The following is a 15222-nucleotide window of genomic DNA, read 5'->3' as shown; positions in this document are numbered from 1 at the left end:
GATAACGCGATATTTAGGACTTTTTGCGGAGCGGCTCAGACTTCGGGACGGAGCATCGGAGGATTGAGCAGCGCCGCACCGCCGGCCCGGAACAGCTGGGCGGGGCGGCCGCCCTGCCGGGTGGTGGTCCCTCCCGAGGGGACGAGGAAGCCTGGCGTACCGGTCACCTTGCGATGGAAGTTACGGGGGTCCAGGGCCACGCCCCACACCGCTTCGTAGACCCGCCGCAGCTCACCCACCGTGAACTCCTGCGGGCAGAAGGCCGTGGCGAGCGAGGAGTACTCGATCTTGGAGCGGGCGCGCTCCACGCCGTCCGCGAGGATCCGCGCATGGTCGAAGGCGAGCGGGACCGGCTGCTCGCCATCGCGTCCCACGTCGCTCTCGTGATGAAGCAGGGTCTCCACCGGCGCCCAGCGCGCGCTGTTCGCATCGCCGCCGGCCCGGGGGGCAGGCAGATCGGGGGCGAGCGCGAGATGGGCCACGCTGACGACCCTCATCCGGGGATCGCGCCTGGGATCGCCGTAGGTACCCAACTGCTCGAGATGGGCTCCGTTGTCGGGAGCGGGCGCCGCGGGATCGTGCGCATGCAGCCCGGTCTCCTCGCCGAGCTCCCGGGCCGCGGCCAACCCGAGATCCTCGTCCTCACGGACAAAACCGCCGGGCAGTGCCCACCGACCCTGGAACGGCGACTCCCCCCGGCGCACGACCAGTGCGCAGAGCGCGTGACGTCGTACGGTCAGCACGACCAGATCGACGGTGACGGCGAAGGGCGGAAAGGCCGACGGGTCGTAGGGCGACATAGGACGATCATAGTCGTCTCCCTGACGATAAGCGCGCCCCTTGCCATCCACAGTGCTCTCCACTCGTACGTCGCCCACCCGACTCACACCCCCAGTTGCAGCCCGCCCGCCGCCTCTTCCACCATCCCCAGCCCCAGCCTGCTGACCCTGACGGCGAAGGGTTCCCCGGCCACACGCAGTCCCGAGAACTGGATGGCACCGAGCGGCGCACAACTCACCGGATGCAGCGCGACCGTACCCGCAGGAGCGTCGGGTCGGATACCGGCCAGCGTGGCAAGCAGGTGGATTCCGGCGGCCGAGGCCACCGCGGCCGGCCGACAGGCTGCCGGATGGGGCAACGGAACACCGGCCTCGGTGCGTTGTTCCCCCGCGTACATCTCCGGGAGCCGGTAGCCGAAGGCATCGGCGGCGTCGAGTACGCCGCGCAGCAGGGAGCTCGCCTCCTTCTCATATCCGGCGGCCGCCAGACCCGCGAATGCCACCGCACTCTCGTGCACCCGCACCGCCCCGCCGCGATGCCCGAACGGGTTGTACCCCGGTTCCTTGGCCCCGAGGCTGCGCAGCCCCCAGCCGGAGTCCATCGCGGGGCCGCCGAGCAGCCTGGCCAGCTGCTCGGTCTGTACTTTGTCCAGCAGCCCGGGGGCGAGCTGCCCGGCTCCCAGCAGACCGGTGTCCAGCAAGTGGGCGACGCCGGAACCCAGGTGCGGTACGAGCCTTCCCTCGGGTGTGCGGGCCGCCGCAGGGCGGCCGCCACCACGGTCCTCGACCCAGAACTCCTGCTGGAACCTGCGTCGCAGTACGCCCGCCCACTCTCGCCAGTCGTCTCCTCCGGGACGGCCGCACTCCTCCAGGAGTGCGGCTCCGAGCAGCGCTGCGCGATGCGCGTGCGCCTGCGTCTCGCCGCGCTGGAGCCCACCGGGTCCGGCGTCCCGGAGCAGGCCGCCGTCCCCCGCGGCGGCGCGCAGCCAGTTCAGGGCGCGCTCTGCGGCGGGAAGCAGCTCCGCCACCTCCTGTTCGGGCATGCCCCAACGCCGCGCCTCCGCCAGCAGCGTGGGGAGGAGGAGCGTGGCCTCCATACCCGAACAGCCCGGCGGAAGATGCGGGCCCGAGTCCCTGAGGGGCCCCGGAACACGCCCGGCGTCCGGCCCCGGGCCCGGGAGTTGGGTCCGGGCGAGCGTGCGCAGTACGGCGGCGGCGAGACGGGTGCCGAGGGGCAGTGTCATCCGCGCGGCCCACAGCATCTCGGCAGGGGCGAATCCGCATCGCCAGGGCACCCCTGCCACCGGGTACATGTCCACCGGGTGCCGGGGGTCGCGGACCAGCAGGGCGCGGAGGTCGTCCAGTGCTGACCTCAGCAGCTTCTCCGCACGGGGGTCGTCGCCCTCGGCCCTGGCCGGCGCCAGTGGGTGGCTGCCGGACTGACCTGGCGGCCTGGGCGGACGGTCGGCGCCGATCCTCAGCTCGATGGAGCAGGAGCCACCGGGCTCCAGCTCCAGCTCCCAGCAGAGCAGCCCCGCGGAGGCCAGCGCGTCCTCGGGCGGCGGGTGGGCGGTGACGACGACATGGGCCGTCGCTGTGGCCCAGCGCATACCCGAGTCGTGGACGCTGGCGGGCAGTTCCGGCCCCGTCCGGCCCGCCGCGACGGCCCCCAGATCGGCGAGGTCGGTGCCCAGCGCGATCTCCACCGGCAGCCGGCGCGTGCGCCCGGCCGAACTGCGCAGGGTGATCCGCTCGGTCCCGTCGGCATGCCGCAACCGTTCGACCGTGATCTCGGGGTCGGGTCCGCTGTCGGCGGCCGTACGGACCACGGAGAGGAATCTGGCACGGTCGGCCGAGACCAGTCGACCCTGTACGGCGACAGGCTCGCGTCGCGCGACGCGGAGCTGGCAACGGGAGAGAAGCCGGCGCCCCGACTGGTAGAAACCCTCGAGACCCTGCCCTGTGAGCTGTCCGTCCTCCGGAGAGATCGCCAGGCCCGGCAGAGCCACGCAGATCAATGCGGCGTGCACCGGGGGCAGCTCTCCGGGCCGCCGCGCGCCCGGTGCTGCGGAGTCGGTTCCGCGAGATCGGGAAGGGACGGTGAGGGCCATGGTCTGCCTTCTGTGCATTCGGAAAAGCTGCGGTGGGTACCGCGGCGCGAGCCACTGCTCAGCACCACCCAGGTGAACGGCGCCGCGGGCGGCCGGGTCACGGCCGCATCCCCGCACGCTCCTCACCGCCCGCTCTTCGTCCCGCGCTGCCCGTTGCGCCTGCGGGTCCGGCCGTGCGGTCCGCCTGCCCCCGGGCGCACCGCACCGGACGGTCCGTCCTGTCGGCCGGCAGGCGGCTGCGGCGGCTTGCGCCGGGTCTCGGTGCGCACGGGGCCTTCGGTACCCGCCGTCCGGCTCTGACGCTCCCTGCGCAGACAGGCGCGCAGCGCCTCCGGGTCGAGTCCTTCGTTGCAGGCCTGGTGCAGCAGTTGGGCGAAGTGGTACTCGGGGTCGAGCTGAAGGGCACGCCCCAGGGCGACCCGCGCTCCGGGTTCGTCACCGGTCGACCAGGCGACCCACCCGGCAAGGGTGAGCGGGGCCGCGGCATGGTCGGTGTACGGACCGACGCAGCGTCGTGACAGCGCGCGCCACAGTCGCAGCGCGTGCGATGCCTCGGATCCCTCCATCCACTCCGCAGCCCGGTCACGAGTCTTACGGTCCTGGAGGCCGAGGACGAGAGCGGCGGCCTCACCGTCGTCGATGAGCGCGTCGTCCCCCCAGTCGGTGCCGGCTTCGGGGCGGCCCGCCTTCCCTGGTGCTCCAGCGATGCGCCGCATGAGGGTCCGGGCCAGTTCGAGCGTCTCCTCGCCGACCTGTTCCCGTCCGGATCCGTCCAGGATCCTGGGCACCAGGGCCGCCGCGGCCAGGTCCAGCGCCTGCTCCTGCCCCCCGGTGTCAGCGGTGGAAGGCAGCAGTCGGGCCTCCATGTCGCGCAGGGATCCGCGCACTTGGATTCCCGCGTATGCGGCAGCCGCGGCCATGACCGACGTCCCTGGCATGGCCAGGACGTTCCCCTCCGGCGGGCAGCAGCGTGTGTCCGGACAGCAGTAGGACCAAAAACGTCCGTCGGAGATGCACAGTGCTTCGTGGACGGGAACCTCGAGAGAGCCACAAGCCGTCCGCAGTTGCTGCGCGAGTGGGCGGAGCCGCTCCAGGACCTGCCGGGACGTCTCGCCGGGGCGCGGATCCTGGCAGAGGAAGACGACGATGCCTTCCGGCTTGTCACCGCGCCGCTCGCTGCCGGTCACCAGGCATTCGGCGAGCTGCTCGGCAACGGCACCCCACTCTCCCGGCGAGCGCGGAATGCCGAGCCTGAGGCGGCCGCCGAATCGACCCCGACGGCCGTGCAGAGCAACCATGACGACCGAGTCGGTCGGGTGGAAGCCCATCAGATACGGCAGGGCGTCCGCGAGTTCGGCAGGGCCTCGCAGTGTGATCTGCTCCTGGGCGGACGAAGGACCGGTTGATTCGTGGTGCTTGTTCATGGTCACGAAGGTGCACTGGCCGATCAAAGTCCGCGACCCCTGTGGATAACTTTGTCCACAGGCCGACGTGGTCGTTCGTGCTTTGTCAGTGCGATCAGGTTGCATGGGGGCATGACCAACGCAGACCGCTCCGCCCTCAGGGCCTCGGCCGACTCCGTACTCGCACGCCTCGTGGGCGACCCCACCGGGGCCGCACGCCTGCGCGAGGACCAGTGGCGGGCCATCGAGGCGCTCGTCGCCGACAAGCGCAGGGCGCTGGTCGTGCAGCGGACCGGGTGGGGCAAGTCCGCGGTGTATTTCGTGGCGACCTCGCTGCTGCGCGCGCAGGGCAGCGGTCCCACCGTGATCGTCTCGCCGCTGCTCGCGCTGATGCGCAACCAGGTCGACGCCGCGGCCCGGGCCGGCATCCGGGCCCGGACCATCAACTCCTCCAACACGGAGGAGTGGGACACGGTGCAGGCGGAGGTGGCGGCCGGTGAGGTCGACGTCCTGCTGGTCAGCCCTGAGCGGCTCAACAATCCGGACTTCCGCGACCAGGTGCTGCCCAAGCTCTCGGCCTCGACCGGTCTGCTGGTGGTCGACGAGGCTCATTGCATCTCGGACTGGGGCCACGACTTCCGGCCCGACTACCGGCGGCTGCGCACCATGCTCACCGATCTCCCGCCGGATGTTCCGGTACTGGCCACCACCGCCACCGCCAATGCCCGGGTCACCGCGGATGTGGCGGAACAACTGGGCACCGGGGGCGGCGAGGCACTCGTACTGCGCGGTGCACTGGACCGGGAGAGCCTGAGTCTGGGCGTGGTCCAGCTCCCTGACGCGGCCCACCGGCTGGCCTGGCTCGCCGACCGCCTCAATGACCTTCCGGGGTCCGGGATCATCTACACCCTGACGGTCGCCGCCGCCGAAGAGGTCACGACGTTTCTGCGCCAGCGCGGGCACACCGTCTCTTCGTACACCGGCAAGACGGAGAATTCCGACCGGCTCCAGGCGGAGGAGGATCTTCTCGGCAACCGCGTCAAGGCACTGGTCGCCACCTCCGCGCTGGGCATGGGGTTCGACAAGCCCGACCTCGGTTTTGTGGTCCACCTCGGCTCGCCCTCCTCCCCCATCGCCTATTACCAGCAGGTGGGGCGCGCGGGACGTGGTGTGGAGCACGCGGAGGTGCTGCTGCTGCCGGGCAAGGAGGACGAGGCGATCTGGAAGTACTTCGCCTCTGTGGCCTTCCCGCCCGAGGAGCAGGTGCGCCGCACGCTCGACGTGCTCGCACAGGCCGGCAGGCCGCTCTCGCTGCCCGCCATGGAGCCCATGGTCGATCTGCGGCGCACCCGTCTCGAGGCCATGCTCAAGGTCCTTGACGTGGACGGCGCGGTGCGGCGCGTGAAGGGCGGCTGGACCTCCACGGGACAGCCCTGGGTGTACGACGCCGAGCGGTACGCCTGGGTCGCGAAGCAGCGGGCCGCCGAGCAGCAGGCGATGCGGGACTACGCCACGACGACGGCCTGCAGGATGGAGTTCCTGCGCCTCCAGCTGGACGACGAGGAGGCCGTCCCGTGCGGGCGCTGCGACAACTGTGCGGGGGGCAGGTTCACCGCCGAGGTGTCGGGGGCCGCTCTGGACACCGCACGCGGCGAGCTCAGCAGGCCCGGCGTCGAGGTGGACCCGCGAAAGATGTGGCCGACCGGGCTCGCCGCGGTCGGGGTGGACCTCAAGGGCCGTATCCCGCTGGGGGAACAGGCCTCGACGGGGCGGGCGCTGGGACGGCTTTCCGACATCGGCTGGGGGAACAGGCTCCGGCCCATGTTCGCGGCGCAAGCGCCCGACGGTCCGGTCCCCGATGCCGTGGTGGATGCCATGGTGACGGTGCTGGCCGACTGGGCCAGGGGGCCCGGCGGCTGGGCTTCCGGCGACCCGGACGCCCCGCCCCGGCCGGCAGGTGTGGTCACCATCGCCTCGCACAGCCGGCCCGATCTGATCGGATCGCTGGGCAGGCGGATCGCCGAGGTCGGCCGTATGCCGCTGCTCGGAGAGCTCGGCTACGCACCGGAGACGGCAGACCAGCGGATCATGCCGAGCAACAGCGCCCAGCGGGTGCGGGCCCTGCACTCGGCATTCATCGTGGGGCCCGAACTCTCCGCCGCGCTGGCCGCCGCGGACGGTCCCGTGCTGCTCGTCGACGATTTCATGGACAGCGGCTGGACACTGGCGGTGGCGGCGCGGCTGCTGCGCCGGGCCGGGGCAAAGGGGGTGTTTCCGCTGGTCCTTGCGGTTCAGGCGTGACCAGAGGCGTCACTCGGGGTGCGCCTGGGCAGGGATATGAGTGCCATACCCGCAGATTCCAGTCAGCATCGTCAATTGCTCGTTGCCGCCCGCCCATACGCCAGGAAGAATTGGAGCTGCTCCCCGCACGGCTCGCCTGTGGTCCGGAAGGGCTGTGCCGCGGTGCGCCCTCACCCGACCCTGCCCGCACTGTGGGCGCGTATGCGAAGGGAGGACCGTGACCTTCGGATTCGCTCCGACCGCTGCTCTGACCACTTCGTCGATGTCGTTGTCCGCCACCGATTCCGCCAACCGCCTCGGCAGGCTGCTCGAGCCCGCCGAGTGGGCCGCGGCAGGAATTCCTCTGCTGCGCAATCCCCGGGAGGTCGTCAGCGGACTGCACTCCCGCCACCGGCCACCGCCCTCGACCGCTGTAGTCGCCGTGCTCGACCACGAGGAACGGCTCACTGCCAGCGCCTCGTTCGCCCGTCGCTCCGCCCCCGCGGACGGCTGGGAGTTCCGCAACGCCCTGCTGGCCCACCTGCGCCGGGTCATCCCGCACGACCTCCGCCGCCGCACCCCTGTCCGTACCGCAGTACTGCTCTACTGCCGCGACGGCGACGAACGGTGGACCGAGGAGGACGGCGCCTGGATGTGGGGACTGCGGGACGCCTGCACCCTGCACGGGCTGCGCTGTGGTGCGTACATCACTCTGACGCGCGGCGGCTGGCAGGTGCTGGGCGAGGGCCGCGGCGGCCGGCGGCCCAACTCGCTCTCCCGGCCCGCCGATCTCGCGGACGCCGAAGCCGGCTCCGAACCGGCGCCGTTGCGTTCGGGCGCTGCGGCGGCACTGCGCCGCGTGGCCGCCCGCTGACCGGAGCCGACCCGAACGGATCGGACCCATCAGATCCGACCGGACCGGATCGGACCAGCACCACCGCCCGGCCGCCCCTCCCGCAGGAGGAAAAGCCGGGCGATCAGCTCGTACGACGGCTGGTGCGGTGCTTCAGACGCCTGCGCCGAGCACGGCGTTGACGCGCTGCGGGTCGCCGCACACGATCAGCAGCGCACCGGCACGCGCCATCGCCGCGGGCAGCGCCCGTACCGTGACGTCATCGGCGCCGCCGTTGACCGCGACGACCACCACGGGCCGGGTCGCGGCACGCTCAGCGACAGCGGCGTCCGCGTAGAACACGTCGTCGCGGGCGTCGTGCTGGGCCCAGTAGGCGTCCTCGCCGAAGGACAGCTCGTGCGCCGCCCAGGGGTGGTGCTCACCAGTGGTCAGCACCAGGATGTCGCCCGGCGCACGGCCGGAGTCGAGCAGCATGTCGACTGCTTCCTCCGCGGCGTCGAGCGCACCGTCCAGCGGTGCGGGAATCAGCTGTATCTGCGGTCGGGAAGGATGCTCGGTACGCTCCGCGGGCCTGGCGGGCCGGGGCCCGGGGCGAGCGGAACGCGGACCGGGTACGGGACGAGGGGTCGGCGTAGTGCGGCCGGTGGCCGAAGTGACGCGGGGACCCTGGGCGCTCTCGTGAATCTGAGGCTCCTCGGGGATGAGAGGCATGGATGGATGTCTATCAAACGCCGCTGCGGAACACATCGGCGGGTAGGCACATCAGTGCGATCGATACGGAAAAGTTCCCCGCCGATCCACCGAAAGTTCAGAAATCGAAACCGAGTTGGCCCCCGCTTTCCAGCGCGACGGCCTCCGCGGACGGACGCGTCTTCTTCAGATGGCGCCACTGGGGCAACGCGTCCAGGTAGGCCCAGGAGACCCGGTGGTGCGCGGTCGGCCCCCGCTCCGCCAGCGCGGCCTGGTGCACGGGCGATGGATAGCCCGCGTTGGCGGCGAAGCCGAAGCCGGCGCACTCGTCGGAGCCCGCCTCGAGTTCGGCCATCATCGCGTCCCTGCGCACCTTGGCGATGACCGAGGCAGCGGCGACCGCGATGCAGGACTGGTCGCCCTTGATCACGGTACGGACGTGCCAGGGCGGCCCGAGGTAGTCGTGCTTGCCGTCGAGGATCACCGCGTCCGGACGCACCGGCAGCGCCTCGAGGGCCCGTACGGCAGCGAGCCGCAGCGCGGCGGTCATCCCCAGCGCATCGATCTCCTCGGGAGAGGAATGCCCCAGGGCATGCGAAGTGACCCAGCCCTCAAGGACGGAGGCCAGTTCGGTCCGGCGTTTGGGGCTGATCAGCTTGGAGTCGGTGAGTCCGTCGGGCGGCCGGCGCAGACCGGTGACGGCGGCGCAGACGGTGACGGGTCCGGCCCAGGCTCCGCGCCCGACCTCATCGACACCGGCGACGGTCTTGGCACCGGTGGTGGCGCGCAACGAGCGCTCTACGGTGTGTGTGGGTGGTTCGTACGGCATGGCGCCAGACAGGGTACGCCGCCGAACGACACCCGCGACACCCCCGGGTCCCCAGCAGCCCTCGGCGTCCCCCTCAGCGGGGGTAGCGACCCAGCAGCGGCACCATCACCTGGTCGATCATCCGGGCGATGTCCTCGTCCTGCCATTCGCTGGCGCACACCTTCGACCGGTACATCATCAGCCCCGGGATCACATCGAAGATCAGGTCTCCGGTGGCGTCCGGGCGTACATCACCCCGCTCGATCCCCCGGTGCACCACCTCTTTGAACAGCCGGGTCGACGGTTCGATCACATGGTTCAGGATCACCCCGTGGAACCGCTCCGCGCTCGCGTTGTCGCACTCGTGAAGTACGGATCGGAGTGCAAATCCGGGTTTGGAGAACATCGCTTCCCGCAGCCGCCGGCAGAGCTGATAGAGGTCCTCGCGAATGCTCCCGTGATCGTCCGCCTCGTCGAGATCGGGCAGCGCGGACTGCAGGGCGTCCGCGACCAGGTCCTCCTTCGACGGCCACCGGCGGTAGACAGCGGCCTTGCCGGTCTGCGCTCCGGCCGCGACGCCCTCCATGGTGAGGCCGCTCCAGCCGACCGTGCTCAGCTGCTCAAGTGCCGCTTCGAGGATGGCCCGTTCGAGTACGGGCCCTCTGCGGCGCAACGAGACCGGGCGCGCCGTGGGGGCGGCGGACCAGCGCGAAGTAACCATCTTCAACTCTCCATCGGGGACAGGATCCAGTGAACGCTTGCGCCCACCGTCGGGGACTCTCTACCGTTGACGTCACAGTGAACGGATGCGTTCACTAACTCTCTTGTGGGGGACCCATAGTGACAACCTCTCAGCTGACTGCTCCACAGAAGGCGGGCGCGGCACGCAGGCCAGGCAAGCCGGGGATCGCCCTGGCCGTCATCGCCGCTCTGCAACTCATGGTGGTCCTCGACACCACGATTGTGAATATCGCGCTCCCGCACATCCAGGGTGCACTCGACTTCACCACGACCCAGCTCTCCTGGGTCGTCAACGCCTACACCCTCACCTTCGGCGGACTGCTGCTGCTGGGAGGCCGCGCGGGCGACATCCTCGGCCGCAGGCGCGTGTTCGTCTTCGGCGTCCTGCTCTTCACCTTCGCCTCGCTGATCTGCGGCATAGCCCAGGAGCCCTGGCAGATACTCGCGGCCCGCGCGCTCCAGGGCGTAGGCGGCGCCATCGCCTCGCCCACCGCGCTGGCCCTGATCACCACAACATTCCCCGAAGGCCCTGAGCGGAACCGCGCATTCGGCATCTTCGCCGGAGTCTCCGCCGGCGGCTCGGCGATCGGCCTGCTGGCGGGCGGAGTCCTCGTACAGTGGCTCTCCTGGCGCTGGGTCTTCTACGTCAACCTGCCCATCGGGATCGCGATCGCCCTGCTCGCCCCGATGTTCATCAACGAATCCGAACGCCACCGCGGCAAGTTCGACCTCCCCGGCGCGATCACCTCGACCGCCGGAGTGGCCTCACTGGTGTACGGATTCATCCGTGCCGCCGACTCCGGCTGGACGGACGCCCTCACTCTGGGCGCCTTCGCGGCAGCGATCATTCTCCTGCCGACGTTCATCTTCATCGAGCGCCGGGCATCCGAACCGATCACACCCCTGCGGATGTTCGCCGACCGCAACCGCGCCGGCACGTACGCGGTCATGATGGGGCTCGCCGCGACCATGTTCGGCATGTTCTATTTCATCGTGCTGTTCGTGCAGAACGTGCTCGGCTACTCCGCGATCAAGTCGGGCGTCGCGTTCCTGCCCGTGACCGTGCTGGTCATGACAGGCGCAGGCCTGGCGACGAAGCTGCTCCCGGTCCTCGGCCCGAAGCCCTTCCTGATCGCCGGAACGTCCTTCTCCGGCCTCGGAATGCTCTGGCTGACCCAGGTCGACCAGGGCAGTTCGTACCTCGGCGGGCTCCTGGGCCCGATGCTCTGCTTCGGCTTCGGCATGGGCATGATCTTCGTTACGGCGACACTGACCGCCGTTTCCGGCGTCGCCCAGCACGAGTCGGGCGCAGCCTCCAGCCTGCTCAACGCCATGCAGATGGTGGGCGGTTCGCTCGGCCTCTCCATCCTGGTCACCGTCTTCGGCACGGCCAGCCGCAACGAGGCGACCCGGCAGATGCCGGACTTCCTCGCCAAGTCCACACCGGAGCAGAAGGCGCAGCTCGCCAAGACACATCAGCTGCCGGGCGACTGGGGGCACGCGGTGCTCGCCCAGGGCATCTCGACGGCCTTCTGGGCCGGGGTCGGTCTGGTCTCGGTCGCCGTTCTGGTCGCCATTTTCGTCATTCGCGTACGCAAGAGCGACTTGGAGGCGCTCAGCGGTACGGCAGCGTCCGGCGGCGGCGCGGTCTGACCGCCGTGGGGCGCGGCGTCAGTACTCGCCGACTCCGACGCGCCCCACGTCGTACAGCCCGAGCCGCTCGCAGGCCTCCCTGTCGGGGACGGCCGGCCGCTCGCGCAGGATGTCCCTGGCCCTGGACTCGCCGACACTGGTGGCGAACCAGGGCCTGTCCGTGCCCCCGCTGCCTTCAGTGCCGAGCCGGTCGGTGATCCCTGCCAGCGCGCAGGAGCGCTCCGGCTCGGGGAGAGCGTCGAGGGCGGGCACCGCGTCGGCGGACAGGTCCTGGAAGTAGCCGATGTCGATCTTTCCGGTGTCCTGGTAGCGCTGTACGTTCTGCTCGGCGACCAGCCCGTCCGGCGACACGAGGCCGAAGACCAGCACGGCCAGCGCACCACTGGCGGCGACGGCGCGCGGCAGCCAGCGCGCGCCCCACACCCCGGCCGCCGCGATCAGCACGATCACCAGGCCGAGCCACAGCTCCATCGCCGCGACGGAGATCCGCAGCCTGGTCAGCCCGTACGCATCGACGTACAGCTCCATCCTGCGCAGCGCCGAGGCCACCACGACCAGCGTGAGTGCGCACAGGGTGCCGAGTACGGACCGCACAAGCGTGCGGTCGCGCGGGGCCCATCGCAGGGCGAGGGCGATGACCGCGAGGGTGAGCAGGGTGGCCCAGAGCAGCTGCCAGAAGCCCTGGCGTGCGTACTGGGCGTAGGTCAGTCCCGTCTCCTGGAGCACCTTGTCGTATCCGCCGAAGAGCACGGCGAGCTGGACGGCGATGAAGGCCGCGAAGAGCAGATTGAGCACGACCAGCGGCACGGCCCATTCGATACGGCCCCGGGCGCGGCCGGAACGGACCCGCATCCGGTCCCAGCGCAGCGGAGCCGCGGCCGTGTGCGCGGCGGCGAGCGCCCCCACCAGGCCGACCAGGAAGAGCAGGGTCCGCCACGGCCCGTCCGCGATCGAGACGTTGGGAACCAGGCCGCCGAGCAGATCGGCGAAGGCCGCGTCGGCCCCCGCGAACAGTGCCCCGAAGACCAGCAGCAGTACGGCTGCCACCAGGGCGGTGCGCACCACGGGCCCCCAGCGCTCCCGCGCGCCGCCCGACCGCTCGCGTACACCGCTCCATGCCCAGCCGAACCCGGTGCCGATGGAGCCGAGGAGTCCGAACGGACTGAGCAGCACCCCTGGCCAGGTGCCGCTGCCGTGCAGCGTGAGCGAACCCAGGGCCACCGCGGAGACGACGGCCAGGAAGCTGGGCCAGCCCGCGTCGCGCAGCGCCGGAATCACCAGCAGCGCCGGTCCGCCGAGCGACCAGACCACCGTCCACGGGCGGAGGGTCCGGCCGGCGCCCCGGGCGGCGAAGTACGCGCCGAGCGCGGCCGGAGCCGCCACGACCAGCAGATTCAGGCCAAGTCCCTCGCCCAGCAGCAGCGCGCTGAGCACCGCGGTGGCCAGCACGGACCAGAGCGTGGCGCTCCGTACGGCGGCCGGCGGATCGGGACGTACATCGACGAGCCACTGCGGCGGCTCGGCCTTATGGTGCGCCCACTGGTGCGGATTGGGAACCGGCACCGCCCTCGCCCGCTCCGGAACGGCGTCGTTCAGCTCTGCATCGGACACGAAACCCCCTCCGTCGACGCACCGGTCATGATCACCGGCAACGTGGCCGAAAGGGTAGCGCCGGGCAGCACGGCGCCCCGCGTACGGAGGGAGCCTGTGTCAGGACCGTGACAACTTCAACGGGGCCTCAGCGCGCGGGGATCCACTCCGGCAGCGCCTCGGTCCGCTTCAGCCACCCGGCCGGCGGCGCTCCCGCCTTGCCCGCGGCCACCACCCCGCCGACGATGGCGCAGGTCGTGTCGACATCGCCGCCCACCTGGGCGGTCGTCCAGAAGGCCTGCTCGAAGTCGCCGAGCCCCCGGGCCGCCGACCACAGCGCGAACGGCACCGTGTCATGGGCGCTGGTGCGCCGCCCGCAGCCGAGTACCGCGGCGACCGTGCCCGCGTCGTCGTAGTCGAGCATGTCCCTGGCCCGCCGCAGCCCGGCTCCCACGGCGCTGCGCGGCACCAGCGCGATCACGCCGTCCAGCAGATCGCCCGGCGAGGGCGGCCCCGCGGGATCGGCAGCAAGCGCGGCGGCGGCCGCGACCGCCATGCAGCCGACGACGGCCTCGCGGTGCTGGTGTGTCGTGTACGCGGAGATCTCGGCCTGGTGCGTGGCCTGCTCCGGGTCCGAGGCGTACCAGGCGCCGAGGGGCGCGATCCGCATCGCGGCCCCGTTGCCCCAGGAGCCCTGCCCCTTGAAGAGGGCACTGGCCAGCTCGCGCCAGTCGCCGCCCTCCCTGACGAGGCGGAGCATCCGGTTGACCGCGGGACCGTAGCCCCGGTCGAAGTCATGGTGTTCGGCGAAGGACGCGGCCAGCGCGTCCTGGTCGATCCGTCCGTACGAGACCAGCACGGCCAGCACGGAGGCGGCCATCTCGGTGTCGTCGGTCCACTGCCAGGGCCCGGGCGGCAGCTCGCGCCGCCCCAGCAGGGGGTAGTTGTCGGGGACGAAGAACTGGGAGCCGAGTGCGTCTCCCAGGGACAGCCCACGCAGGCTGGCCAGAGCACGTTCGAAAGCGGAATCAGCGGTCATCATCGCCCTGCCACTCTATCCGGTGACGCCGTACGGTTCCGGGGTCCGCCAGCGTTCGAACGGCCGGTCAAGTGCATACCGCCCGTCCTCCCCCAGCACCAGGACCCGGGACTCCGCGTTGCCCGGATTGGACAGTGCCTCGAAATCAGCGACCGACCAGTGGAACCAGCGCATACAGAAGAGCCGCATCGTCAGCCCGTGGGTCACCAGGAGCACGTTGGGCGGGTGATCGGGCGCCTCGAAGCTCCGGTAGAGGCTCTCCAGGAAGGCCCCGACCCGGTCGTAGACATCGGCCCCCGACTCGCCCTGCGCGAACCGGTAGAAGAAATGCCCGTACGCATCCCGGTAGGCCTTTTGCAGTCGAACGTCGTCGCGGTCCTGCCAGTTCCCCCAGTCCTGCTCCCGCAGCCGCGGTTCCTCCCGGATCCGCACCTGCCCGGGATCGAGGCCGAAGGCCCGGAAGGTCTCGTGCGTGCGCCGGTAGGGCGAGACGTACGTACTGATCTGCTCGTGCCCGAAGAGCTCACGCAGCCGCTCACCAGTCTCCTCGGCCTGCCGCCACCCGGTCTCGGTGAGCTTCAGCGCATGATCGGGTTCGCGTTCGTACACCGTGTCATCGGCATTCCCCTCCGACTCGCCGTGCCGGACAAGAACGATGCGCCGTGGTCGTGCCATGCGGAAACCCTAGATCGAACCGCTGCGGCCCGCCGCGCCAGGTCCCCCGAAGGGTGGCCCTGCGGAGGGTGGCCCTGCGGAGGGTGGCCCTGCGGAGGGTGGCCCCTCACACCGTCCAGGATGGTTCGAGCTGTACGACGTCGCCCGCCAGCGCCGCCACGTCCGTATCGGTCTGGGCGCGCTGCGACAGCCGCTCGACCCGCTCGGGCCGGTACTTGCCCCGCTCGGCGGCCGACTGCCACATGGAGAGCACCAGGAACTCCTGGCCGGGCGCCTCGCCGAACAGGCCCCGCAGCATTCCGGGCGAGCCGGCCATCGCCGGGTTCCACACCTTCTCCTGCATCGTCGCGAAATGCTCGACGCGGTCCGGGTGGACCCGGCAGTGCGCGACACGCACCACGTCCGCGTCCGTGAAACGCGGCTCGAACCCTGTCTTCACATCGAAGCGGTACTCGAAGAGCTTGACCTGGATGTCCTTGTACGTACCTGACTGGCCGGCGGCGAGCCGGTCGTGCGCGCGCGCCATGAACGAGTCGTAGAAGGGCCGGCTCTCCCAGAAGGCGAAGACATGCGCCACCCCCGGCCGCCCCCGGCTCCACC

13 protein-coding genes are annotated in these 15222 nt (G+C 70.9%); 3 read left to right on the top strand and 10 right to left on the bottom strand.

All coding sequences use genetic code 11. The features are described from left to right. Positions 1-35: 35 nt before the first annotated feature. The 3 genes from J0695_RS22830 to J0695_RS22820 all read right to left on the bottom strand — a co-directional run bounded on the left by J0695_RS22830 (position 36) and on the right by J0695_RS22820 (position 4314). Positions 36-800, bottom strand: a complete 765-nt coding sequence (locus tag J0695_RS22830) for an NUDIX hydrolase (protein WP_206964137.1) — start codon at positions 798-800, stop codon at positions 36-38. An 83-nt stretch (positions 801-883) separates the two neighbouring features. After that, positions 884-2818: a glycogen debranching N-terminal domain-containing protein gene (locus J0695_RS22825; protein ID WP_372445817.1), complete on the bottom strand. Its 1935-nt coding sequence runs from the start codon at positions 2816-2818 to the stop codon at positions 884-886. Positions 2819-3012: 194 nt separating this feature from the next. Then, entirely contained in the window at positions 3013-4314 is a 1302-nt protein-coding gene (locus tag J0695_RS22820) for a DUF4192 domain-containing protein (RefSeq protein ID WP_206964127.1), read from the bottom strand. A gap of 111 nt (positions 4315-4425) precedes the next feature. Between J0695_RS22820 and J0695_RS22815 the strand changes: the two genes are divergently transcribed. Beyond that, entirely contained in the window at positions 4426-6594 is a 2169-nt protein-coding gene (locus tag J0695_RS22815; protein WP_206964124.1) for a RecQ family ATP-dependent DNA helicase, read from the top strand. Between the two features lie 217 nt (positions 6595-6811). After that, on the top strand, positions 6812-7447 hold the full coding sequence (locus J0695_RS22810) for a hypothetical protein (protein WP_206964122.1): 636 nt from the start codon (positions 6812-6814) through the stop codon (positions 7445-7447). Positions 7448-7579: 132 nt separating this feature from the next. Here the strand turns inward: J0695_RS22810 and J0695_RS22805 are convergent, their stop codons facing one another. From J0695_RS22805 to J0695_RS22795, 3 genes are all read right to left on the bottom strand, one after another. Next, positions 7580-8137, bottom strand: a complete 558-nt coding sequence (locus J0695_RS22805) for a hypothetical protein (protein ID WP_206964120.1) — start codon at positions 8135-8137, stop codon at positions 7580-7582. A 97-nt stretch (positions 8138-8234) separates the two neighbouring features. After that, positions 8235-8945 carry a ribonuclease HII gene (gene rnhB, locus J0695_RS22800; RefSeq protein WP_206964118.1) on the bottom strand — a complete coding sequence of 237 codons (711 nt, stop codon included), beginning with the start codon at positions 8943-8945 and terminating at the stop codon, positions 8235-8237. 73 nt (positions 8946-9018) lie between these two features. Continuing rightward, the gene (locus J0695_RS22795; protein WP_206964116.1) at positions 9019-9645 is read right to left on the bottom strand and encodes a TetR/AcrR family transcriptional regulator; all 627 of its coding nucleotides are present in this window, start codon (positions 9643-9645) and stop codon (positions 9019-9021) included. Positions 9646-9764: 119 nt separating this feature from the next. On the opposite strand from J0695_RS22795, the gene J0695_RS22790 reads away from it, so the two are divergent. Continuing rightward, positions 9765-11318 carry an MFS transporter gene (locus J0695_RS22790; RefSeq protein WP_206964114.1) on the top strand — a complete coding sequence of 518 codons (1554 nt, stop codon included), beginning with the start codon at positions 9765-9767 and terminating at the stop codon, positions 11316-11318. A gap of 18 nt (positions 11319-11336) precedes the next feature. Here J0695_RS22790 and J0695_RS22785 read toward each other — a convergent pair whose 3' ends face one another. From J0695_RS22785 to J0695_RS22770, 4 genes are all read right to left on the bottom strand, one after another. Next, a complete protein-coding gene (locus tag J0695_RS22785; RefSeq protein WP_206964112.1) occupies positions 11337-12929 on the bottom strand; it encodes a DUF4153 domain-containing protein in 1593 nt (530 codons plus the stop codon). Positions 12930-13056: 127 nt separating this feature from the next. Then, positions 13057-13947 carry an ADP-ribosylglycohydrolase family protein gene (locus J0695_RS22780; protein WP_206964208.1) on the bottom strand — a complete coding sequence of 297 codons (891 nt, stop codon included), beginning with the start codon at positions 13945-13947 and terminating at the stop codon, positions 13057-13059. Positions 13948-13962: 15 nt separating this feature from the next. Beyond that, positions 13963-14622: a histidine phosphatase family protein gene (locus J0695_RS22775; protein WP_206964110.1), complete on the bottom strand. Its 660-nt coding sequence runs from the start codon at positions 14620-14622 to the stop codon at positions 13963-13965. A gap of 106 nt (positions 14623-14728) precedes the next feature. After that, positions 14729-15222 (bottom strand): DUF4937 domain-containing protein (locus J0695_RS22770; RefSeq protein ID WP_206964108.1); only part of this gene is annotated, 494 nt, incomplete at its 5' end.

It is taken from the genome of Streptomyces beijiangensis, from assembly GCF_017315755.1.
Classification (GTDB): domain Bacteria; phylum Actinomycetota; class Actinomycetes; order Streptomycetales; family Streptomycetaceae; genus Streptomyces; species Streptomyces beijiangensis.
This window is presented reverse-complemented; position numbering and strand designations above follow the sequence as displayed.